We start from the raw sequence: 20,630 nt of genomic DNA, 5'->3' as shown, positions 1-20,630 counted from the left end.
CGCGCGGGAGAAAACATAAAACGGGAGGCCTCATTTTAGACCGCTGCCTGCGGGTCTTCCCCCGCCCTTGCAGCCCGCACGGCCTGCTGCTTAAAAGATCTTCAGATCACGGGGCTGCGGACCCCATTCATTGGGGCCCTTCTGACCCGCAAGGGCACAGAAGAAAAGTCCCACCACGAAAAGGATCCCGCAGATGAAGAGCACGGGGCCGAGCGCCATGAGTGAGAAAAGCGCAAAGGCCACCGAGAGCGGGATCATCAGCATCAGGATCATCACCGCCGCAAGCGGAGCAGCGATCCAGGCGCCGGAGCGGCCCGTGTCGTGCAGGCGCCTGACGGCCACGGCGCAGTTGGGCACCAGCGAGGCAATCCACCAGGCTATCGAGCCAAAGCCCGCGATCCAGCCGATCAGAGGCAGCGCAGCAAGTAGATTGAGAACCCACTCGATCAGCATCGAGCCCACAAAGAAGACCCAGAATTCCGTGCGATTCGCGCGGCCGTCGAACTGGGCGTAACGGTGGCTGAAGGTATCGCAAAAGAGCTGCCAGATCGCCTGGAGCGTATCTCCTTCGGCTCCGCTTCCAGAGCCCGACGCGCCTGCGTCCTTCGAATCCGACACGGTGGACGGAGTAAACAGGGCGCCGCCACTGCCTTCAATCCTGCGGGGCGGCTGCGCCTCGCCGCTGAGGCTCGAGGCCTCTTCGACAGCAGCCTCGAAAGGCCTGCCCGCGTCCTTTCGCGCCGCATCAGAGCCCGAAGGCCCCTTCGATCCGCTTAAGGAAGAGGCGCCGGCATCCGGCGAGGCCCCTTCACCGGGCGTCTCCTGCGACTGGACTTCCTCCAGGACGCTGCGATGCTGCTCGTCTTTATCGTTTTCGGCCATTTTCCATCCTCCGGTTGCCTGCGGCCACCCGAACCGCAGATGATCTTAATGCTCCTTGAGCGCCCTGAGCGAGGCCTGGGACAGGAACTCGTTGCACAGTTCATTGACGCTCACGCCCCGCTGCCGGGCTATGGCCTTGAGCCGGTTGTAAACCGAAGGCTGCAGCAGAAGCTGCACGCGCCGGGTCTTGAGCTCACGGCGCTCGACATATCTTGAAGCCTCGCTCTGAGGCTCCGCAGGGACGGCGGGATCTTCCTGCGGGAGCCGTCTGCGCGCGGGAGCTCCGCCCGCAGGAGTCGTAATAAAGGAAGCGGCCGGGCTTTCGAGCGCGCCCAGAAAATTTTTTTTTGTCATGGCTCAACCCCTCTTCGGCGGGAAAAGCTCATCGAGCAGAGCCTGATAATCCTTCGCCGCATTGCTGCGGGGAGCGTAGGAGAAAATGTCGCGCTTCATGGCCTGGGCCTCCTTCACCGCAGAGCATTCGCGAATGCGGGCCGACAGCAGGCGAGTACCCAGCTCCCGGGCCTGCGCATCGATCGCCTGGGAGGCCTGCTGCGCGAGAATCAGCCGGCGGTTGAACCGCGTGAGCGCGATCCCCGCAATGCGCAGCTTCGGATTGCAGTAGCGGCGGACCGTAGCCACGGTATCGGCCAGACGTTCTATGCCGTGCAGGCTGTATATATCAGGCTGCGCCACAATCAGCACCTTCGAGGCTGCCGTCAGGGCGTTGACCGACAGCACTCCGAGGGCCGGAGGCGTGTCGATCAGGATCCAGCTGTATTTTCTTGCAAGCGGCGCGAGAGCTTCCTTCAGCCTGTATTCCTTGCCCGTTTCAGCAATGGCGATGTCCGCGCTCGAAAGGTCGGGAGAGGAACCGATCGCATCCAGCCCGAGGGCCGAGGACTGGATCACCTCTGAGGCCGCCGCGCTCTTTTGCAGCAGCGCCATGGCGCCCGGGCCCGCGGACAGGCCCAGCGAATAGGACAGGTTGCCCTGGGGATCCAGATCGACGGCCAGCACCCGCTCGCCGCGGGCCGCCAGCCCGGCGGCCAGTGCATGCGTTGTTGCGGTCTTTCCGACGCCGCCCTTTTGGTTGGCCACTGCGAGGATTTTTGCCATTTTCTCCACCCTGGAAATGCATAAGAGCCGGCCCCCGGCCGCGCAGCTGATCTTAAAGCAAAAGCCTGCACTTAAAAAGATACCGGTAAGCGCATTGAGATATACACATACTGTTATCAGCGTGCCGGCTTCATCCCGGCCGGCCAGGCCTCAGGGCACCAGGTCCCCCACACCGTCAATCACAATGTCCGGGCGATAGGCGTATGCGGCGAGGCTTTCGCGCTTCGTAAGCCCGGAGAGTACAAGGACCGTGCACATGCCCGTCTCGAGACCGCCGCGGATGTCGGTTCCCATGGAGTCGCCGATCATGGCGGACTGCGAGGCATGTACCCCGAAGCCGTCCATCACCCGGCGCAGCATCAGCGGATTGGGTTTCCCAACGAAATACGCCTTCTGGCCCGAAGCGATTTCAATGGGGGAGACCATCGCCCCTGTGGCCGGAATCAGGCCGTATGAGCCGGGACCGGTGATGTCCGCATTGGTTGCGATCAGCCGCGAACCGCCCAGCACCAGGGTGAGGGCCCTGCCCACCGACTCAAAGCTGTACTCGCTGAGCGACTCGCCCACAATGACGTAATCCGGATGGTCATCCGTGATCCTCACGCCCGCCTTCTCAAGCGCCTCGTACAGTCCGTTGGCCCCGATCACCCACGCGCTGGGCGATTCGCGCTGGGAAATGCAGAATTCGGCCGCAGCCATCGCGCTCGTATAAAACTCACGCGGCTCAGTGGCGATTCCCATCCGGTTAAGCCGTTCGGAGAGTTCCTCGGGCGTGAAAAGCGAATTATTGGTGACAAAGCGGTAGAGCTTTCCGCTGCGCCTGAGCCAGGTGATGAACTCCTTCACACCGGGTAGAAGAAAGCGCCCGTGGTAGATTACGCCGTCCATATCGATGAAAAACGCGCGCCTCGCGCGCACGGAATCCAGTTTTCTCTTCTCTGGCGTCATGTGCCGGTCCCTGACTTGAAATGAGTGTTCTATTGTAGGAGAGAACTCCCCCGCGCCCCTTACGCAAATCCGCAGGGAAATCCGCAGGGTTATGATGGCGGTTCCACGACTCCATTTCAAGGAAAAAGGCCATGCCCGCAACTACTCCCAATCCCCCCTATTACAGCCTCGCATTCACGACGATTGTCTCGCCGGGAACTTTCGAGGTCTTTACCAAGCTCATCGAGTTTGTCAAGGAATCCGCTCCAAAGGCCCGGGGCTTTCTCGGGCTAGAAGAGGCGATGGGGCAGAAGGAATGGATCACCATCCTTTACTGGGCAGACCGGGAGGCCATCGACGAATGGTCGAAGGGTCTGCGCCTTTTCGCGGCCAAACACCCCACTCTGATGATGGCGTTTCTCTCCTCCAAGGCCCGCATCGCCAAGGTTGAAAAAGCGCTGCCCTGAGGCAGGCGGACGCAGCGAGACGGCCTTGAAGCCGTTTTTTAGACCGTCCCCGGCTCTTTCCAAGGTGCCGCCGCCCGGCTCCCCGCTGAGAGCCGGGCAGCCGGGCGCGGAATCCTGCCTGAAACTCCTCCCGCAGGGACGCTGCCGCGCCGTGCAGAGAGAAAAAAAGCTTCGGATCCCAGCAGGGATGCCGAAGCCCTTCAAATCAGCGGAGCTGCGATGAGTCTCAGTTCTTGTCGATCAGGAACTCGTCAATTTTCCGTCCCTTCTTCAGCTCTTCGGTGAGCCACTTCGGCTTCAGCCCGCGGCCGGTCCAGGTGAGCTTTCCGTCATCGCTTCTGTACTTCGCCTTAATGGAGCTTTTCTTGGCTTTCTTCGTTTCAGAGGCTGCTGAAGCGGCTCTCTCCCTCGGCGTCTGCGCGGCGCTCAGATCCTCAAGAGTAATTTCATAGCGCTGCATGTACTGACGGATTTCGCGGATGGCAGACTTGCGAATCTGCTTCATGATCGATTCCGTCTGCCGCTTCAATTCGCGGGCTTCCTGGATTTTCGCATCAAGCTTCTTGTTTTCAGCAAGCATTAATTTATTCCTCTTTTTCCAATGAATAAATAATTTATCAAATGGGTTTATTCGATCTTTGAAACGGATTTTAATAGCTGGAAGACAAAAATTGCAAATTAAAGTCCCTCTTTTTCATTATCTTTCCTGCCGATTGTGGAAAATCGGCCTGCTGATAATAAGTAAATTCGAGTGTCCAAACAGGCCAACACCACTTACGAAAACAGGAAATAACCGCCATCAGGCCGCCTTTGCCTGAGCTGCGCCGTAATTTACATCACTAAAACATATACATAATAACTTTCTTACTTCATTGCTAATTTCAAAAACATCTATTTTTATTATTCCTTTTAATCAGGCTAATCTAGACGTTGTACGAAAAACTCATTAGACCACTCTTTATAATTCGCGCTGCGAAAGATTTTCTGCCGCAAAAGTGACCGAAGGAGAAATCTCTCCATATTTTTGGAAAAGAATCGTAAAGATAAGACTTCATGCCGCCTGTTCACTGAATTTGAGATAAAAGCCCGCATCCCCTCACAATAGCCGGAAGATGCAGACCGCATTCAACCGGCGGCGCGGGATGCGATGGCTGGCAAACCCATGATTCGTCAGAAAAATAACAAAGGCCTGCCACCAGAGGCCAAAGAAAAGGAACGCTTCAGAAAAAGCTGCCGAACAATAAAATAAAAATTCTTTTGGCGCGGGCTCCGGCCGCTGGAAAAAGCGGCCTGATTCAGAACCGCCGGCTGCGTTCCCCGCTTCCTGCGCGGGGATCAGTCCGCCCATTCCTGGGCAGAACCGTCAGAAGACGGTCTCGGCTTCCGCCACGCGGGCGGCAAGACTCGGGTGATAGCGCCTGGGGCCATATTCCCGTCGAGTGAAGGTAACAGCCTCCCGGTAGTCCTGCTCGTCAAAGGAGCTCAGCTTGCGCCGGGCCTCCACCCGGAGCACCTCCCAGCCCGAATCGGCGTCCGTGGCGGCGCACAGCCACGCGTAGGCCTCCCGATAGTTCATGTCCACTCCGGTCCCGTACAGATAGCCGCGGCCGAGTTCCCCGCAGGCGTCCGAATCTGCCTGGCGGGCCGCCTTTTCAAACCAGCTCATGGCTCTCGCAGGGTCCTTTTCAATCGACAGGGCGGCCGCTCCGGACAGATACAGGCATCCCAGAGTGTACTGGGCTCGGTGGAAGCCGCCGCGGGCCGCCCGGCGGACGAGCGCAAGGCCTTCGAGCCGCTTGTCAGGCGCCGAGGCCGGCGTGAGCATGAGCCGCCCCAGAACATAGGCCGCCTCAATGCTGCCGCCCTGAATCTCTGCGCGAAGCTCTCGCTCTCCGGCGGAGGGATCCGCGAGCCCCCCGAGCCCACGGATCTGCATGGCGGCCACCGCGGTCTTCGCCGAGGCGCTGCCGAGCCCCGCGGCCCGCTCCGCCCACTGTCTCGCCTCCTTCCAGTCCTGGTTGAGGTCCCGGTTGCCGAACCCGTAGCGGCGGGCGAGCTCAAGCGCATCCTCGGCGTCGCCCTGATTCGCCTTTTCGAGCAGAACCTGCGCCTTCTCAATGGAAGGACCGCTGTCGCGGTTCCGCCCGGCCAGTACAAAGACTCCGAGCACGAGCACGGCGGCGCCGATCAGGAAAATGGTGAATGATTTCATGGCTGTATCAATATATTATTCATTCAGTTCCAAAGCAATGCCCTGGAAGTCCTTTTATTTTGATCAATCTTTCTGAGCAGCACCGCCTAGCCTTTTCAGGTTATCTATAAAATTATGTAAAGACTTTCTTTTTGTTTTGATCCAAATCAAAGAATAAAAGCCTGACGATGAGGGAAGATGTATCTGAGTTTCCCCCGATTCACGGCCGATCAGCCGGCCCTCAACGGGAAATCATTCCTGCCCCTCAATATTTACAGGACTACAAAAATGTCTGACACAACCGCCCAGCAGCGATATCTGTTGATGCGATATGGGTCGATGATCGCCGGGCCTCTGCTGTGCGCCTTGATCTACTTCTCGATGCCGTCGACCTACACGATGGCTGACGGCAGCATCGCAACTTTTTCCTCAGCCGGCCGCGCCTGTCTCGGCGTTCTGGTCTGGATGGCCATCTGGTGGTGCTTTGAAACGGTGCCTATCGCAGTCACCTCGATGCTCCCGATGGTGCTTTTCCCGCTCTTCCAGATTTCCAAAGTATCGGCCGCCATGGCCCCCTACGCATCCGATACGGTGTTTCTATTCATGGGGGCATTCCTGCTCGCCGGCGGCGTCATGCGCTGGGGGCTCGATCGCCGGATTGCCCTGTTCGTCATGAGCATCATCGGGACCACTCCCAGAAAGATGACTTTCGGGCTCATGTTCACAACGACCTTCCTGTCAGCCTTCATGAGCAACACGGCGACGGCGGCCATGATGGTTCCTGTGGCGATGGCCCTGATCGCGCTCGTTCATTCCACAAGAAGCGGCAATGACCCTGACAGCGCCCGCCAGGAGCATAACTTTTCGCTGTGCATCCTGCTCAGCCTCGCCTACGGCGCCTCCATCGGCGGCATGGCCACCCTGATCGGCTCTCCCCCTAACGGCATCTACATGCGCTTCATGGAGCAGACGTACGGCCAGACCGTGAGCATCATGGACTGGATGAAGGTGGGCGTTCCAGTCACACTGATCATGTTCTTCGCAGCGTTCTTCATTCTCACCAGCGTCATGTTCCGCGACATCGGCGGTGAGATTCCCGGCGGAAAGGCCTGGGTGAAAAACGAGCTGCGCAGCATGGGCCGCCTCTCCCACGGCGAGATCGCCGTCGGGGCGTGCTTCCTCGTTGCCGCCATTCTGTGGTTCTCCGGCAGCACCCTGCGTGCGATCGACATTGACGGGTTCCGCCCCTTCAGGTACCTTACCGACGCGGTCATCGCGATGGGCATGGGCGTTCTCACCTTCATGATTCCGGTCGACCGCAAGGGCACCATGGCCATGGACTGGAAGACCGCCAATGAGGCCGTGTCCTGGGACGTGCTCCTGCTCTTCGGCGGCGGCCTGTCCCTCGCCTCCGCCATCCAGCACACCGGCGTGGCGCAGCTGATCGGAGCCCAGGTGTCCGTTCTGGCGGGCTCGCCGTTCCCGGCGGTGCTCTTTGGCGTCATCACCATCGTCACATTCGCAACCGGCGTCACCTCCAACACCGCGCTGGCCGCAATGATGATGCCGCTGCTCGCGGCCGTGGCCCAGGCCCTGGGGCTGCCGCCTCAGCCGATCCTTATGGGCACGGCGCTGGCCGCCTCCGCAGCCTTCATCCTGCCGATCTCCACGCCTCCGAACGCCATTGTGTTCGGCACCGGCAAGATCCGCATCATTGACATGTTGCGGGCGGGCTTAATCATCAATATCGTTGCCATTCTGGTGATTGGCGGCGTGATGCTCGTGCTCGACTGATCACGCGAACACGATCTTCAGCCGGCCCGCCTCTGTGCGGGCCGGCTTTTTTTGCCGGCGAGCTGCCCCGGGGCCGGAGCGCGCCCTTCCCTGCGGCGGCGGAAAATGTCAAAATGCCCTCCTGACCTCATTCCTGTATTCGAGAGAGCTGATGGCTGAAGACAAAAAGGCGCCGAAAGACAACCCCGCCACCCAGACGGTGGTCCTGCTTGCAAGACCCGAGTTTTCCGCAAAACAATACGCCCAGAACCTGAAGGCTGACTGGGGCTTTGAAACCGAGGATTCGGACGTAGGAGAAGAAAACGGCTCGCTCGTGACGCTGATCGACGGCATGATGGTTTGCGTCGCCATGACGCCCGTGCCCGTTCCCGACGGCAGAGCGCAGCGCCAGGCGCAGACCAACTACCTGTGGCCCGAGGCCCAGGAGACGGCGAAAGCCCATCAGGCCTATGTGACGGTGAGCGTCCAGCACAACGGGCACGAACCGCTTGACGCCGGCTGCCTCGCCGTGAAGCTCACGGCGAGCGCTCTCAAGCAGGCGGCCGCCTGCGGCGTCCTCACAGCCGGAACCTTCATGTCACCCCTCTTTTATAAAACGAACGCAGAAGCGGACTGCCGCCGGGGCCGGGTGCCCGTGATGAACCTCGTCTACTTCGGGCTCTATCCCCACGAGGACGGGGAATGCATGAACGGCTACACCTTCGGCCTGGCCAGGCTCGGAGCGCGGGAGGTGGAGGTAATCCGCTCGCTGCACGAGCCGCAGGACATTTTCAACCTGATGGTGACGGCTGCGACCTACATGCTCGACTATCACGTCAGGCTCAAGGCGGGCGATACGATCGGCCAGAAAGAGGGCGAAAGCTTCCCGATCACGGACGGCCCGGGGCGCGCCGTGGACGGCAATTCGCTCAAAATCGCCTACTGAAGCCCGGCGCGCACGGCGCCGCTGTCCTTTGCCGACAGCGGCCCGGCCTCAGGACGAGGCCTGCTTCTGCGCCTTCGCTCCGTCCCTGATAAGCAGCACGATCGAAGCAAGGATGAGCGCAATGCCCGCCAGCGTGGGCAGGCTGCAGTCCTCGCCCAGCAGAAAAATCCCCCAGCAGGCGGCCCCCATCGGCTCGGCCAGCGAGAGCGTCGCGGAAACAACGGGCGTCGTCGTCTTCATGCCCATGAAAAACAGCCCGAAGCCTATGCCGCCCGCAAGCGCGAAAGCCGCGCAGACGCCCAGTCCGCGGGCGCTGCCCCAGATCCAGTCCGCGGGGAAAACAAAAAGCGCCGGCAGAAGCGCGATCGAAATGATGAAAAGCGAGATCATGATGCCGGCCTCGGGCTCCATTCCGGCTGAGACCTGCGGACTCTCGTTCATGTAAATGCCGTAAACGAAAGCGCCGAGAAGCGGGAAAATCACCCACCCGAGGCTGCCGGCCTGAAAGCTCTTCACATTAAGCAGCGCGATGCCCGCCACGGCAATGAGCGTGGCCAGATACCAGACCGGCCGGGGCTTCTGGCCGAAGAAAATCCGTGCAATCACGGCCGACATCACCGGAGTTGCGCCGACGCAGACCACGGTGCCCACCGCGACCCCGAGCTTCAAAGCCCCGTAGAAAAAGAAAATCTGGTAGCAGCAGGTGCAGAAAGAACAGACAAGGATGGCCTTCCAGGGCAGGTTCTTCGTCAGCCGCGGCAGCCTCCCGGCCGCAAGGCACCAGAGAAAAAGGACCACAGCCGAACCCAGCATGCGCACCTCGGCCACGACCCAGGGTGTCGCCCCGGAGGGAGCAAGCGCCTGGAGGGTGCCCGTGACGGAAAAGAACAAAGCGCTGACAAGAATGTAGAGAGGGCCGGCGAGATGGGTAGTCATGATAGGTCTGAAAGAGTCCGGAAGCCGCAGAGCCTGCTCCCGAAGCTAAAGCTAAGCACTAAATAAAAGCTCTTATTGTAGGACCTGGCCGACCGCCCAGGATCCGGCGCGGGAGAAAATGCCGGCTCAGGCCGCTCCGGCCCCTGCGCTCTGGGTCCGCCCCGAAGGGCGCCGGAACGCTGCTCAAGCCCCCGCGGGAAGCCGGCTTGAGTACACTTGATCACGTTGTGAAGCATTCTTTGCCCGCCCTCCGGCGGGCTATGTCAGATTTGCGCCGAACCGGCCCGCCTGCCGCCCTTAGAAATTATTTTCTGCAAAGGGCCGACCCCGCGACCGGAAAGCGCCATGGGGCTGAGGCGCGGCATCGTCCAAAGCCTCAGCAAGGAAGCCGGCCATGAGAATTCTCTCCGAAAACCGCAGGCGTTTTGATCAGGAAAGAGCCCACGCGTTCAGTGTTTTCAAAGACAGCGGGGACGCGCCTTCCCTGCTGAACAGGCTCTCGGCCATCACCGACCAGGCCGTCATGCGCCAGGCCGCCGCCCAGGGGCTGCCCCAGACTCTGGCCCTGGTGGCGGTAGGAGGCTACGGCCGCTCAGAAATGTTCCCTTACTCCGACCTCGACATCCTCGTGCTGGTGCCCGAGCACTGGAGCGAAGAGCAGCGCGCGCCGGTCGGCTCCTTCCTCACTTCGCTCTGGGACCTCGGACTCACGGTAGGCGCCACGGAAAGAACGGTTCGGGAGTGCCTCGAGGCGAGCAGCGACATCACAGTGGCAACCGCTCTGCTTGAATCACGCCTGATCGGAGGCAGCAGCGAACTCTACTCGCTGATGAAAAGCGAGTTCCTCGAGCGGCTCGTCCCCCGGGACTTTTTCCGGGACAAGATGCTGGAGATGCACCAGCGGCACGCGCGCACAGGCGACTCCCCGTATGCGCTCGAGCCCAATGTCAAGGAGAATCCAGGCGGACTGCGGGACCTGCAGGTCTTCGCTTGGATCGCCCGCGCCTCGGGCTTCGGGGATTCACTCTACGATTTTTCAGTCAACGGCCTCATCACGACCCGGGAGGCTGAGGCCATGCGCCGCTGCCTGATGTTCCTGCAGCGTCTGCGCATAGAGATGCACCTTGCGGCCGGACGGCACGAGGACCGTCTCCTTTTTGACCTTCAGAACGCTGTCGCGCGCTCCATGGGAATCGAAGGCTCAGGCGACCTGCGCCCCTCTGAAATGCTGATGAAGGATTACTATCGGAACGCCAAGTCCGTGATCCAGCTCTGCCTGATCCAGCTGCAGGCGCTCTCGGACCGGTTCGCCGGGCGCTCCTCGGCTCCAGCGGTGCCCATCGACGAGGTCTTCCAGGCCCGGGGCGAGGAGCTCGACCTGCGCCGCCGCGGCGCGCTCGATGACAGCCTCGTTAACATCCTTCGAGGCTTTTATCTGCGCGCGACGAACCCTCTTGTGCAGCGTCCGTCCATCGGCCTGGTGCGCGAGCTCTGGCACGCCGTCCACAACCCTCACGCCCGGTTTGCGGCCGACGCGCAGAGCCGCTCGGTCTTCCTCAGCATTCTGAAACTGCCCACTGGGGTTTACCGGACGCTGCACGCCATGAACACCTGGGGAGTGCTCTCGCTCATCCTGCCTGCCTGGAGCCGGGTCGAAGGCCAGATGCAGCATGACCTCTTCCATGTCTACACCGTCGACCAGCACACCATACAGGTGATCCGCGGTCTGCGGCACCTTGTCTACGCCGAGCACGCCCACGAGTTCCCCCTCCTGTCGGAAATCATGGGTGAGCTGCCCGAGACCTGGCGGATCATTGTCGCCGCACTCTTTCACGACATCGGAAAGGGCCGGGGAGGGAACCATTCGCTGCTCGGGGAAACCGATGCCCGCGCCTTCTGCGAGGCGTGCGGAATCAGCCGTGAGGACACGGAATTCATCGCGTTTCTCGTGCGCGAGCACCTCACAATGAGCCACGTCGCGCAGAAGCAGGACATCGCCGATCCCGAAGTTATCAAAGCCTTCGCCTCGGTCGTCAAGAATTCGGAGCGGCTCAAGGCTCTTTACCTGCTCACGGTCTGCGACATCCGGGCAACTGGCCCCAAGGTCTGGAACGACTGGAAGGGAGCGCTGCTGGAGCAGCTCTACCGGGCCACGCTCGCCCAGCTCGGCGGAAACCTTCCGACGCGCAGCTCGCTGCTCGAGCTGCGCAAGGCCGCGGCTCTGGATCTCGCCCGCAGCGCAGGAGTCACGACCGAGGAGTGCGAAAAAATATGGGCCTCTCTCGACGTGGCCTATTTCCTGCGCCACTCGGCCGAGGATATTGCCTGGCACGCATCGGCGCTATCGTCCTGGCCGGGCAGCGGGGCCCTGGTGCGGGCGCGCCCCGCCCCCAGGCTCTCAGGCCTCGAGGTTCTCGTCTGCGCTCCGGACCGCGCAGGCCTTTTCACCACGCTGGTGGGCTGCCTGCAGCGGTGCCGCACCTCGGTGCTCGACGCCCGGATACACACCACCCGCGACGGGCGGGCTCTAGATACATTCCTGGTCATGGATCTCGGCAGGCGTCCGGATCCGCAGGAGGCCGCGCAGGCCATCGCCGAGACCGTGAGCCGCGCGCTTTCCTCGGACAAGCCTCTGCCGCCGGTGAAGCTCGGCCCCCTTTCGAGACATTCACGGCACTTCCCCATCCGTCCGGTCGTTCTCATCGAGCCTGACGCCCTGGGCAACAGCTGGCTGCTCTCCATCGTCTGCAATGACCGGCCCGGACTGCTCTACACCATCTCGAGCGTGCTCTCCCGCTCCGGCGTCAATCTGCAGACTGCCCGGATCTCCACGCTTGGCGAGAGAGCCGAGGACATCTTCCAAATTGACGGCGCGCCACTTAAGGATCCAGCCGAATGCCTTAAGATAAGCAGAGAAATTGTAGAGAGCATTGCGCCCGACGCGGCGCCGCTCTCGCAGGAGGGGAAAAAGCCTGATCCTTTTCCCCAGCCAGAGGAACAACATTCATGACTCAGCCAGAAATTCTCGCGGTTTTCGCCGACGCCAGCTTCGAGGACGCTTTTGCAAAAATCGCGCCGCTGTTCAAGGAAAAAAGCGGCTGTTCGCTTCAGCTCACCTTCGGTCAGTCCGGAGCCCTGCGGACTGACATCGAGGGACTCATGCCCTGCGATGTCTTCTGCTCCGCAGACGAGGCCTCCCCGGCCGCGCTTCAGAAAGCCGTGAAAGCGCACGAACTCTTTGCCTTCGCAGGCAACCGGCTGGTTGTCGCCACACGCAGCGAACGCCGCTTCCAGAACCAGGACTGGGCGGATATCCTCTGCGATCCTTCCACAACGATCGGCATGAGCACTCCGCGCGTTTCGCCCGAAGGCGACTGGTCCGCCCTGCTTTTCAAAAACATCGCCAAGGCGCTCCCCGGGCGGCTGGGCTCACGCATTGTCGGCCAGCATGCCGTGGCCCTGATCGGGGGCAATCATACGGACGAGCAGCTGGATCGGGAGACAGGCGCCCACTTCATGCTCAGCCATGAAGGCATCGACGCAGCGGTGGTGTTTGAAAGCGCCGCGGAGCGCATGAAGGCGGAAGGCCTGCTGCTTCATCCCATTCCGGACGGCGTATGCCCGAAGATCGTCTGCTGGGGCTGCTTCCCCAGAACGGGCAAGGCGCCCGGATCTCTCAAAAAAGAGCTGGAGGCCCTGCTGCTTTCTCCTGAAGGGCAGACGCTCCTGCAGGGCTGCGGCTTTCTGCCCGCCCCCGCTAACGCCTGAGGCCATGCGCGCGGGCCGCGATAAAACCCCCTTGCCTCCAGGGGGCTCTCCTTTCTGTGCGCAGGAAGGGCTTCAGGACTCTCCGCGGTCAAGGTCGAGCCAGGTGCCACAGCACGCCGACCGCACAAAGCCAGAATAAAACAGCGCTGATGCGGTTGAGCCACCAGCTGAAGCGCGGCCCCCCGAGATAGCGGCCCGCAAAGCAGGCGGTATAGCTGTAGACGAGATGAACCAGAAGGCAGATCAGCACAAAAATCGCTGACAGCAGCGCTGCCTGCGGCCCATAGGGCGCGCTGCGGCTGATGAAGGGGGGCATCAGCGAAAGAAGAAAAACGATCAGCATCGGGTTTGACACCTGCAGCACGGCGGCGCTCGGAATCACCCGCCGCACAGGCAGCTGCCGGGAAGCCGCCGAAAGGCTGCCGGCCTGCCCGATCCGCGCGAGATCCACTGCGGGCGCCTTCCAGTTTTTCCATCCCAGCCAGACCAGCACCAGAGCTCCGCCTGCCTGCATCGCCGTGAAGGCAAGGGCGTTGGCCACTATGACCGCCCCGAGCCCGGTGGCCGACACGGCAGACATGAAGGCCACGCCGAGCGCATTGCCCACGGGGGAGCGCCAGGCGTTGCTCTTTCCGAATCGAAAGGCGTTGCTCACGGTATAGAGCACGCCCGCCCCGGGGGTGAGGCTCGTGACCAGCGCCACAAAGGCATACATCAGAAGACTGTTTGACATGCGGATGATTCGTTTTTATTAGATATACGCAATATTTTATTAACTATTAAAATCAGCAGTGATTCAAAATTTATCGCATAGAAGCAAAGGAACCGAATCACTCTTCGCTCAATACCGTCATGATCGTCAAACGCTTCGACTACCGCCTGATCAGGCAGCTGTTGCTTTTTGCCGTCGTCGTCGAGGAAAAAAGCATTCGTCGGGCCGCCAAAAGGCTTGCCATGTCCCAGCCTCCGCTGTCGGCCCAGCTCGACGAACTCGAGGCGAGGCTCGGCATGAAGCTGCTGCAGAGAAATGCGCGGGGCGTCACCCCGACCCAGGCCGGGGAAGCGATGATGCCTGACGTGCTGCGCCTGATCGGCGAGGCGGAGAAGCTCGATTATTCCGTACGGCAGATCCGCGAGGGCCAGTGCGGCGTGCTCAATGTGGGCGCCGTTCTGGAAGCCATGCTGGGGTGGGTGCCTCAGTTCCGCTACCGGCTGAAGAAGGCCATGCCGGACCTTGCTCTTTACACCAAGGAAATCGACTCGGGGGACGCGGAGTCCGAGCTGCTGTCGGGCAGGATTGCCTTTGCGTCCGGTTATTTCGGGCGCCCCCGCAGCCCTTTCATCCAAAGGGCGCTACTGTTCAGGGAAAAGCCCGTCGCCCTGCTTCCCCTGGACCACCGTCTGGCAGGCCGGGGCCGCATTCGGCTGGCGGACCTTTCCGGCGAGGAGTTCGTACTGCCGGCGCGCAGCATTTCGCCTTTTTTCGTGGACTCGCTCATCGGCGCCTGCAGAACTGCTGGATTCGCCCCCCGGATTCGCCACGAGGTCAGTACGACCATGCGGGAGATAGCCTATGTGGGCTGCGGCCAGGGCATCGGGCTGGTTCCCGCCTTTTTCACTCGCATGGTGCCCCCTTCGGTCAAAGCCGTGCACCTGTCCGACGCCGGTCCGGTGATAGAGCTATCGCTCGCCTGGTGCGAAGACCGGCAGACCCCGCTATCGCGCCACGCCCTCGCTCTGATACAGGCCGCCCCTGAGAAGCATTGATCCTCGGACCGCGGCGAAGCCAGAAAAAAGGCAGCCAAGCCCCCGCTTCGGGTCTTAGCTGCCGCCCCGGCCCGCGGATCCCGGGCAGCGGTCCGCCCCGCAGGGCTTATTTGCGTCCGGTGATTTTTCGGAAGGTGTCCTCATCCACCAGAATGACCGAGTCCTTGAGCTCCGGGGAGGGATTCGGCCGGGCGGGCCGGCTGCCCGGCAGATTCGGCAGAGGCAGCTCCTTTACAGCCTGTGTTCCTCCGAGCCTGCCCGTAAGATAGGCCTTCTCAAGCTTGGAGGCCCGGGGCTTGCGCCCGCTCCTGCTGCGCACAAGTCGCTTCAATGAAGAGACTCCTTTCGGCGACTTCTCAACAAGCCAGATTTCATCGCGGCGGAGCTCCTTGAAGCCCAGAAGCGAGGAGTCCTGGGTCGAAAACAAAAGCTGCGCCCCCCGGGGATTGTCCTGCGCGCTTGCAAACAGCCGCGCGATCTCGCGGGTGAGCAGCGGATGAAGGCCGACGTTCAGCCCGTCGGCCACCAGGACGCCTCCGCGCTGCAGGACATCGCTGAGCACAAAGTAAAGCGACACCATGCGCCGGGTGCCGGCCGACTCCTCGGTCACCGGCAGCTGCAGATCCCGCCCGGCCGCGCCAGTGCCGTGCCTGATCAGGAGACGGGCGGCCTTCTGTCCGACCTGAGCCGGCTCAAGGCCGCAGCCGGTGACGGAAGCGTCAAACGAAGCGAGGAACTTCGCGAGATTCGAGCGGGCCTGCAGCGTGCGCAGGCGCCTCCCAAAATCCGTCGGCAGCTCCACACCTTCCTCCGAATTCACAAAACGGAAGCCTCCCAGCAGTTCGCGGAAGCCTCGAATTCTGGGATCCCGGACGGAGGAGAGAGCGGACACCATCGTCTCGCGGCGGATCACGCCGGAAAGCGCCGCCTGAGCCGCAGCCGGCGTGAGCCCGCTGAGCTCAAGCGCATCGTCGGACCTGGAGAAAACAAGCTCCCAGCCGCCGCGCTCCTTCACCTCCAGGCTTTCAGCGCAGACGCCCTTCGCATCCAGACTGAGCCCGTAGCGGTAGCGGCTCCCGGCAGGGGCGTCCAGCTCGAGATCAAAGCCCGATTCCCCGGCTTCATCCCCCTCGCACAAAAGGCTGGGCTCGGCCACCGGGTACTGGAAGCGCCCTTCGCCGCGCGCTCCCTCAACTGCCACGGCTAGCGCCCGAATCAGGTTGGACTTCCCGCTGCCGTTGCCTCCGAACAGGGCCGCAACAGGCAGCACGCCCGAGCGGCTGAGCGCATGACCTTCCCTGGCCTCCGGCAGCCGGGAGGACGCGGTCAGAACCAATTTCGCATCCTTGCTGTAGGAACGGAAATTTCGAAACGCAAAACGGCGCAGCATGAGAATCCACCCTCTGAAACGGACTTCTCCGGTGAAAAATCTGATAAAAATAATATTGCTTAGACTGAATCACTGAGACCTCAGCCAGGATCGCACGGATCCTGGCTGAAGCTCTGAGATCACTCAGAGATCAAAGCCCTTGCCGATCATGTAGAAGCGCCCGCCCTGCACATAATGAATCGTGCGCCAGGCGCGGCCGGCCTGCCGGAAATGCCAGTGCCGGCCGTCAAACACCCGGTCGTCTGCCCAGGCCGCCACCGCTTCGCCAATGAACAGATCATATTTTTTCTGATTCTGAGGCTCGGGAATCAGACGGCAAACGATCCAGGCGTTGCAGCCCTTGAGGAACGGGCGCCCGAGTCCTTCCGGATCAAAGAACTTCGCGCCGCAGTGCTCAAGCTTGTCCGGATCATCGTGAGCGGACACAGAACCCAGGGCAAAGGCGACGGGAGCCGTCTTCACATTCGGGATCTGAATGATGAACTCCCCCTTGGGCTGCCGCTCTAGTATCTCGCGCGTTTTGTGCGACTTGTCAAGAACAACCGTGAGCTTCGTAGGATTCATGTCCAGATTGCAGCACCAGGCCGCAGTCATGGCGTCCGTCTCCTTCCCGTCGGAGGCTGAAATCACGATAGTCTCGCCCAGGTTGAGCAGCCTCAGAGTGCCTTCATTCAAATCGACCGGCTTAATGTGCTTCATGTAATTTGCCATTTTTTCCTCTCCGCCCTTTGCAGGCTTTAAGTACATAGTAATGCAAAAACAGGAATTCACGGCCCCCGGACCTTGACACGGAACTCCAAGGCTTTCATCCCCGATAAAACGCCTGCATCCGGGCCGGAACCGCGCTGATCAGCCAGAAGGCAAAATTTTCTGCCACCTTCTGAGCGAGCAGGTGCCTCGCACGTCTCGTTGAACGCCGGGAGAGGGTTTCCTCGAGCCGCCTCAGACAGGCTCTGTAGTCCTTTTTTTCCTCCCGCCCCGAAGAGGCGGCATGAAACAGCCAGTACTGGGCCGGCAGCGAAACCGTGAGCTCGCCCTGCCGGAGCTTTTCAAGCAAAGGCACACCGCGGCCCGTGGCGCAGACCGCATAGGAGGCTGCCTCTGAAAACAGGCTCGTCAGCGCCGTAACGCCGGCCCTTTCAAGCCCCTGAGCCAGCGGAACGGCCGCGAGCATGGCGTCCGCCACCCTTGAAAGCTCCCCGCTTTTAACTGCCGCGTTGAGCAGCGGCTCCACCGATTCTCCGAAGGCCGACAGAAGCTCAGTTCTCCTGAAAGACTCGCAGACCCAGGTCCGCGGCAGTCCCACCGCGTCCCAGCAGCCGGCCTGATCGCCGACTGCGCGCCGGCGTATAAATTCCAGATAAGATGCGAGCGAGGGCCGTCCGTCGTCCTCCAGCCAGAGCGTGGGAATGGGACGGGCCGGCGCGCTCTGCGTCGGAAACTCCGGCTGGGCGGAAATCGGAGCGGCCTGCTCCTCCGGCAGCGGCTCGAGCTGGAACGCGGGTTCGTTGCCCAGAAGGGAAAGCGCAGGTGAAACCCGCTCCGCAGGCATCAGCCTGACGAGCACGGGGCGGTGCAGCGTCCTTGTCCTGCGGGCTGAAACGCCCAGGAACCCCGCATCCTCAAGAAGCCGCCTGCGGTAGTCCTCCGCCCTGCCACCGCGGTAAGCCTCATCAAGCCCCACGGCTCTGAGGAATCCGGAAACCACGAGAAGCGGCAGCTCCGCAGAGTAAAGGCTCCGGCCCGGGGAGAAGAGATCCTCGGACACCGGCCTTGATATGAGCCTCTCGGACTCGACCACGGCGTAGCGCACAGGGATGCGCTCGCCGCCAGGCGTCACAAGAAAATCCTCGATGCCCGTGAGGCTGGGCAAGACCCTGCCGCAGGAAGCAAGCGGAGCGCCCGTACCAAGAAGCCGCGAGAAGCTGAGGGCGGCGTAGGAAGGCCCCGCGGCCACAGACTGAACGACCGCGCGGCGCTCGGGCGAGTCCGCCTCCGGCACCGGCATCTGCATGCCGGGCGGCAGCGGCTCCTCAAAATCGCGCTGCTTAAGACTCTCCAACGCACCTTCTGCCATGCCGCCCCCTGCGACCAGTCCTCAAACGCCAAAAAAATCCCGGCGGACTGCCGGGCGGCTGTATTTTCCCATATTTAAACGCCCCCTGCGAAAAAACTTCGCAGGGGGCTCAAAAAGTCCGTTGATCAGACTTCAGGCTGCCTCAGAAGGAGTGCGACAGCCCGGTGTAGACGGAAGTCGTCTGCAGCTTGGCATCGAAGTCCTTCGCCTTGGCCTGGCTGTAGCGGGCGCCGGCGTAGATCGAGGTCCGCTTCGACAGCGGGTAGGAATAGCGGACCGAAGCGCCGAAGTAGGTGAGATCCGCGTCTTTCAGCCCCTGGGAGGACTTCGCCTTGGAGTCCACGTAGTAGAGGGCGCCCGTAAGATCGCCGCCTGCCACCGGGAAAATCGCACCGAGATGCGCTCCCCAGCCCTCAAGCCCCTTGTCATAGGCGCCCAGCACGTCATCCGCATCGACGCCGTAGCTGTCGGTGAGGGATTCGCCTCCTGCCGCAGACAGATCCCAGCCCTTGAAGTACTGCCCGAGCAGGAAGACCTGGGCCACGTTTTCAAAGTTGTAGTTGAAACCTAGATTGACGAGCTGGCCATTCTTCGAAAGAGGAGAGGCGGCGTCGCCCGCACTCGCGCGGTTCAGATATTCGTAAGCGAGGACAGCCTGAAAATTGCCCTTCTCGTAATTGATGGCACCGCCGAAGTAGCGGTCCACCATCGAGGTATTCTCGCGGCTGCTGTTGGACACCTGGTCGGCGTTAAAGGAATACATGAGTGTCGCCTTGAAACCGGCGAACGAAGGAGTCTGGTAAGCAAGGGCGTTGTCCAGAGTGGGCGCCGCGGCCAGGCCGAAGGCGTCCCCGTCGCCGCCGTCGTAGGCGTCGCCCACGAGATATACCATGTCATAGGTTCCCACCGCGGCCGAAAGCGCGCCCAGGCGGCCCGCCGACAAAGTGCCGTAGCGTCCGGAGACCGAAACCTGAGCCTCGCGGTCAAAGAGCCGGTCGTCCGTGCGGGTGCCGTCATCCGAGTTGAAGGAATTCTCGAGCTTGAAGGACACCTCTGCATCCCCAATCTTCTCACTGCCCGTCAATCCCCAGACGGAAGTGTCTTTCTGCCCTGTTTCCATGCTAACGGTATTAGTCGAGTCCATGCCGTCGGCCTTCTGGTGCTGATACAGCAGCCCGGTGTCGATCGTGCCGTAGAGCGTCACCGAAGCGGCTGATGCGGCGCCCGAAAAAGCCGCAAGCATCGCTGCGGCTAGCAAAGTCTTCTTCATGTTTCTGCCTTTTTTATTAAACGAAAATTGCAGCGAAACAAATATTAATGAAAATTACTTTCATTTTCAACCGAACGCAGGCCCAGCGGGGAAGCCCTTGCCAAGGCGACGGCCGGGCCTGAAAATGAGCTGACCTGCTTTCTCAGCTGAAAACCACTCATGCATCGATTCGACTACAGGCTGATCCGCCAGATGCTGATCCTTGCCGCAGTTGCCGACAGCGGCAGCTTCAGCCGCGTCTCCCGGCTTCTTGCCATTTCGCAGCCGCCGCTCATTGCCCAGATCAACGAGCTTGAGTCCCGGCTGCGGGTCCGCTTTCTCATCCGCGGCCGCACCGGGGTCAGACTCACCCCGGCGGGCGAAGCGCTCATGCCGGAAATTGAAGCGCTTATCTCCCAGGCCGAGGCGCTGGACTATTCCGCCAGAACCATCTCGGAGAAGACCCGCGGCGTGATCCGAATCGGCGCCGTCTATGAAGCCATGACGGACATGGTTCCTCGCATCCTAGAGAAAGCGGCGTACGCTTTGCCTGATATCTCCGTTTTCACCGAGGAAATTGACTCCTGCGAGGCTGAATACAAGCTCGCCCAGAATGAGCTTCACCTCGCTATCGGGCGTTTCGAGAGATTCAAAAACAAGAACTTGAAGCTTCGGGTGCTGCAGCGCGAAAAGCCCGTGCTCATCGTGCCGTCCTCCGACGCCGTCTGCGCGGCCTCCTCCGTCCGCCTGAGCGATCTGGCCGATCGGGACTGGATTGTGACCGGCAGAGACAAGAGCCCCGACTACGGGGACCGAATCACTGGGTTCTTCCGAGCCGCCGGCTTTTCTCCCCGAATCCGGTTCACCGTGGATTCCATCGCGCGCCAGATCGCATTTGTGAGCTGCAGGCTGGGCTCGGCGCTCGTGCCCGAAAGCTGCGCGAGAACTCTGCCCGCGCCCGTCCGCGCCGTTCATCTGTTGGAAAGCGGGTTCGAGCTCATCATCTGCGCCGCATGGAACGAGCGCTGCCCCGACCCTTCTCTCAAAAAATTCCTCGCACTTCTCCCGAAAGCCTGAGTCCCGCGTCGGGCTTTGGCAGGCGCAGTAAACTTTCCGCACCGAACCGGCTTCGCCGGCG

General features: G+C 61.4%; 20 protein-coding genes. 7 read left to right on the top strand and 13 right to left on the bottom strand.

Features of this window, described 5'->3' with window-relative positions:
• Nucleotides 1-90: 90 nt before the first annotated feature.
• The 4 genes from MAF45_RS05970 to MAF45_RS05955 all read right to left on the bottom strand — a co-directional run bounded on the left by MAF45_RS05970 (nucleotide 91) and on the right by MAF45_RS05955 (nucleotide 2,949).
• Nucleotides 91-882: a DUF805 domain-containing protein gene (locus MAF45_RS05970; RefSeq protein ID WP_237978646.1), complete on the bottom strand. Its 792-nt coding sequence runs from the start codon at nucleotides 880-882 to the stop codon at nucleotides 91-93.
• Between the two features lie 45 nt (nucleotides 883-927).
• Nucleotides 928-1,236, bottom strand: coding sequence for a hypothetical protein (locus MAF45_RS05965; RefSeq protein ID WP_237978645.1), 309 nt, complete (start codon nucleotides 1,234-1,236; stop codon nucleotides 928-930).
• Nucleotides 1,237-1,239: 3 nt separating this feature from the next.
• The gene (locus MAF45_RS05960; protein ID WP_237978644.1) at nucleotides 1,240-2,001 is read right to left on the bottom strand and encodes a ParA family protein; all 762 of its coding nucleotides are present in this window, start codon (nucleotides 1,999-2,001) and stop codon (nucleotides 1,240-1,242) included.
• A 150-nt stretch (nucleotides 2,002-2,151) separates the two neighbouring features.
• Nucleotides 2,152-2,949, bottom strand: a complete 798-nt coding sequence (locus tag MAF45_RS05955) for an HAD-IIA family hydrolase (protein WP_237978643.1) — start codon at nucleotides 2,947-2,949, stop codon at nucleotides 2,152-2,154.
• Nucleotides 2,950-3,080: 131 nt separating this feature from the next.
• Here MAF45_RS05955 and MAF45_RS05950 point away from each other — a divergent pair, with 131 nt between their 5' ends.
• Entirely contained in the window at nucleotides 3,081-3,395 is a 315-nt protein-coding gene (locus MAF45_RS05950) for a hypothetical protein (RefSeq protein WP_237978642.1), read from the top strand.
• Nucleotides 3,396-3,621: 226 nt separating this feature from the next.
• Here MAF45_RS05950 and MAF45_RS05945 read toward each other — a convergent pair whose 3' ends face one another.
• The 3 genes from MAF45_RS05945 to MAF45_RS05935 form a co-directional block, all read right to left on the bottom strand.
• Complete coding sequence (locus tag MAF45_RS05945) at nucleotides 3,622-3,975, bottom strand: H-NS histone family protein (RefSeq protein WP_237978641.1); 354 nt, start codon at nucleotides 3,973-3,975, stop codon at nucleotides 3,622-3,624.
• A 516-nt stretch (nucleotides 3,976-4,491) separates the two neighbouring features.
• A complete protein-coding gene (locus MAF45_RS05940; protein WP_237978640.1) occupies nucleotides 4,492-4,743 on the bottom strand; it encodes a hypothetical protein in 252 nt (83 codons plus the stop codon).
• 15 nt (nucleotides 4,744-4,758) lie between these two features.
• Nucleotides 4,759-5,607, bottom strand: a complete 849-nt coding sequence (locus MAF45_RS05935) for a tetratricopeptide repeat protein (protein WP_237978639.1) — start codon at nucleotides 5,605-5,607, stop codon at nucleotides 4,759-4,761.
• Between the two features lie 267 nt (nucleotides 5,608-5,874).
• Here MAF45_RS05935 and MAF45_RS05930 point away from each other — a divergent pair, with 267 nt between their 5' ends.
• Together MAF45_RS05930 and MAF45_RS05925 are read left to right on the top strand one after the other, a co-directional pair.
• Nucleotides 5,875-7,380, top strand: a complete 1,506-nt coding sequence (locus tag MAF45_RS05930; RefSeq protein WP_237978638.1) for an SLC13 family permease — start codon at nucleotides 5,875-5,877, stop codon at nucleotides 7,378-7,380.
• A gap of 151 nt (nucleotides 7,381-7,531) precedes the next feature.
• The gene (locus tag MAF45_RS05925; RefSeq protein ID WP_237978637.1) at nucleotides 7,532-8,305 is read left to right on the top strand and encodes a DUF4261 domain-containing protein; all 774 of its coding nucleotides are present in this window, start codon (nucleotides 7,532-7,534) and stop codon (nucleotides 8,303-8,305) included.
• A 48-nt stretch (nucleotides 8,306-8,353) separates the two neighbouring features.
• Here MAF45_RS05925 and MAF45_RS05920 read toward each other — a convergent pair whose 3' ends face one another.
• Nucleotides 8,354-9,241 carry a DMT family transporter gene (locus tag MAF45_RS05920; protein WP_237978636.1) on the bottom strand — a complete coding sequence of 296 codons (888 nt, stop codon included), beginning with the start codon at nucleotides 9,239-9,241 and terminating at the stop codon, nucleotides 8,354-8,356.
• Nucleotides 9,242-9,635: 394 nt separating this feature from the next.
• Here MAF45_RS05920 and glnD point away from each other — a divergent pair, with 394 nt between their 5' ends.
• Together glnD and MAF45_RS05910 are read left to right on the top strand one after the other, a co-directional pair.
• Nucleotides 9,636-12,251 carry a [protein-PII] uridylyltransferase gene (gene glnD / locus MAF45_RS05915; RefSeq protein WP_237978635.1) on the top strand — a complete coding sequence of 872 codons (2,616 nt, stop codon included), beginning with the start codon at nucleotides 9,636-9,638 and terminating at the stop codon, nucleotides 12,249-12,251.
• Entirely contained in the window at nucleotides 12,248-13,009 is a 762-nt protein-coding gene (locus MAF45_RS05910) for a substrate-binding domain-containing protein (protein WP_237978634.1), read from the top strand. Before glnD ends, MAF45_RS05910 begins: the two co-directional genes overlap by 4 nt.
• 88 nt (nucleotides 13,010-13,097) lie before the next feature.
• Here MAF45_RS05910 and MAF45_RS05905 read toward each other — a convergent pair whose 3' ends face one another.
• Nucleotides 13,098-13,742 (bottom strand): LysE family translocator, encoded by a 645-nt coding sequence (locus MAF45_RS05905; RefSeq protein ID WP_237978633.1) that lies wholly within the window; start codon nucleotides 13,740-13,742, stop codon nucleotides 13,098-13,100.
• A gap of 119 nt (nucleotides 13,743-13,861) precedes the next feature.
• On the opposite strand from MAF45_RS05905, the gene MAF45_RS05900 reads away from it, so the two are divergent.
• Nucleotides 13,862-14,776 (top strand): LysR family transcriptional regulator, encoded by a 915-nt coding sequence (locus tag MAF45_RS05900; protein ID WP_237978632.1) that lies wholly within the window; start codon nucleotides 13,862-13,864, stop codon nucleotides 14,774-14,776.
• Nucleotides 14,777-14,882: 106 nt separating this feature from the next.
• Here the strand turns inward: MAF45_RS05900 and MAF45_RS05895 are convergent, their stop codons facing one another.
• The 4 genes from MAF45_RS05895 to MAF45_RS05880 all read right to left on the bottom strand — a co-directional run bounded on the left by MAF45_RS05895 (nucleotide 14,883) and on the right by MAF45_RS05880 (nucleotide 19,513).
• Nucleotides 14,883-16,166 carry an AAA family ATPase gene (locus MAF45_RS05895; RefSeq protein WP_237978631.1) on the bottom strand — a complete coding sequence of 428 codons (1,284 nt, stop codon included), beginning with the start codon at nucleotides 16,164-16,166 and terminating at the stop codon, nucleotides 14,883-14,885.
• Between the two features lie 123 nt (nucleotides 16,167-16,289).
• Nucleotides 16,290-16,877 (bottom strand): flavin reductase family protein, encoded by a 588-nt coding sequence (locus MAF45_RS05890; RefSeq protein ID WP_237978630.1) that lies wholly within the window; start codon nucleotides 16,875-16,877, stop codon nucleotides 16,290-16,292.
• Nucleotides 16,878-16,971: 94 nt separating this feature from the next.
• Complete coding sequence (locus tag MAF45_RS05885) at nucleotides 16,972-18,243, bottom strand: hypothetical protein (RefSeq protein WP_237978629.1); 1,272 nt, start codon at nucleotides 18,241-18,243, stop codon at nucleotides 16,972-16,974.
• 142 nt (nucleotides 18,244-18,385) lie between these two features.
• Nucleotides 18,386-19,513, bottom strand: coding sequence for a porin (locus tag MAF45_RS05880; protein ID WP_237978628.1), 1,128 nt, complete (start codon nucleotides 19,511-19,513; stop codon nucleotides 18,386-18,388).
• A 159-nt stretch (nucleotides 19,514-19,672) separates the two neighbouring features.
• Between MAF45_RS05880 and MAF45_RS05875 the strand changes: the two genes are divergently transcribed.
• Entirely contained in the window at nucleotides 19,673-20,569 is an 897-nt protein-coding gene (locus MAF45_RS05875; RefSeq protein WP_237978627.1) for a LysR family transcriptional regulator, read from the top strand.
• The last annotated feature ends 61 nt before the right edge of the window (nucleotides 20,570-20,630 follow it).

This window comes from Mesosutterella porci (assembly GCF_022134585.1).
Classification (GTDB): domain Bacteria; phylum Pseudomonadota; class Gammaproteobacteria; order Burkholderiales; family Burkholderiaceae_F; genus Mesosutterella; species Mesosutterella porci.
Note: the sequence above shows the minus strand (reverse complement) of the source record. Positions and strands in the feature narration are given on the sequence as shown.

What these genes read in the sequence shown, in the direction of transcription:
- MAF45_RS05960 (WP_237978644.1), bottom strand. Translation starts at nt 2,001, where the DNA reads ATGGCAAAAATCCTCGCAGTGGCCAACCAAAAGGGCGGCGTCGGAAAG.
- MAF45_RS05955 (WP_237978643.1), bottom strand. Translation starts at nt 2,949, where the DNA reads ATGACGCCAGAGAAGAGAAAACTGGATTCCGTGCGCGCGAGGCGCGCG.
- MAF45_RS05945 (WP_237978641.1), bottom strand. Translation starts at nt 3,975, where the DNA reads ATGCTTGCTGAAAACAAGAAGCTTGATGCGAAAATCCAGGAAGCCCGC.
- MAF45_RS05965 (WP_237978645.1), bottom strand. Translation starts at nt 1,236, where the DNA reads ATGACAAAAAAAAATTTTCTGGGCGCGCTCGAAAGCCCGGCCGCTTCC.
- MAF45_RS05940 (WP_237978640.1), bottom strand. Translation starts at nt 4,743, where the DNA reads ATGGGCGGACTGATCCCCGCGCAGGAAGCGGGGAACGCAGCCGGCGGT.
- MAF45_RS05920 (WP_237978636.1), bottom strand. Translation starts at nt 9,241, where the DNA reads ATGACTACCCATCTCGCCGGCCCTCTCTACATTCTTGTCAGCGCTTTG.
- MAF45_RS05970 (WP_237978646.1), bottom strand. Translation starts at nt 882, where the DNA reads ATGGCCGAAAACGATAAAGACGAGCAGCATCGCAGCGTCCTGGAGGAA.
- MAF45_RS05900 (WP_237978632.1), top strand. Translation starts at nt 13,862, where the DNA reads ATGATCGTCAAACGCTTCGACTACCGCCTGATCAGGCAGCTGTTGCTT.
- MAF45_RS05875 (WP_237978627.1), top strand. Translation starts at nt 19,673, where the DNA reads ATGCATCGATTCGACTACAGGCTGATCCGCCAGATGCTGATCCTTGCC.
- MAF45_RS05925 (WP_237978637.1), top strand. Translation starts at nt 7,532, where the DNA reads ATGGCTGAAGACAAAAAGGCGCCGAAAGACAACCCCGCCACCCAGACG.
- MAF45_RS05905 (WP_237978633.1), bottom strand. Translation starts at nt 13,742, where the DNA reads ATGTCAAACAGTCTTCTGATGTATGCCTTTGTGGCGCTGGTCACGAGC.
- MAF45_RS05950 (WP_237978642.1), top strand. Translation starts at nt 3,081, where the DNA reads ATGCCCGCAACTACTCCCAATCCCCCCTATTACAGCCTCGCATTCACG.
- MAF45_RS05935 (WP_237978639.1), bottom strand. Translation starts at nt 5,607, where the DNA reads ATGAAATCATTCACCATTTTCCTGATCGGCGCCGCCGTGCTCGTGCTC.
- MAF45_RS05930 (WP_237978638.1), top strand. Translation starts at nt 5,875, where the DNA reads ATGTCTGACACAACCGCCCAGCAGCGATATCTGTTGATGCGATATGGG.
- MAF45_RS05895 (WP_237978631.1), bottom strand. Translation starts at nt 16,166, where the DNA reads ATGCTGCGCCGTTTTGCGTTTCGAAATTTCCGTTCCTACAGCAAGGAT.
- MAF45_RS05880 (WP_237978628.1), bottom strand. Translation starts at nt 19,513, where the DNA reads ATGAAGAAGACTTTGCTAGCCGCAGCGATGCTTGCGGCTTTTTCGGGC.
- glnD (WP_237978635.1), top strand. Translation starts at nt 9,636, where the DNA reads ATGAGAATTCTCTCCGAAAACCGCAGGCGTTTTGATCAGGAAAGAGCC.
- MAF45_RS05910 (WP_237978634.1), top strand. Translation starts at nt 12,248, where the DNA reads ATGACTCAGCCAGAAATTCTCGCGGTTTTCGCCGACGCCAGCTTCGAG.
- MAF45_RS05885 (WP_237978629.1), bottom strand. Translation starts at nt 18,243, where the DNA reads ATGGCAGAAGGTGCGTTGGAGAGTCTTAAGCAGCGCGATTTTGAGGAG.
- MAF45_RS05890 (WP_237978630.1), bottom strand. Translation starts at nt 16,877, where the DNA reads ATGGCAAATTACATGAAGCACATTAAGCCGGTCGATTTGAATGAAGGC.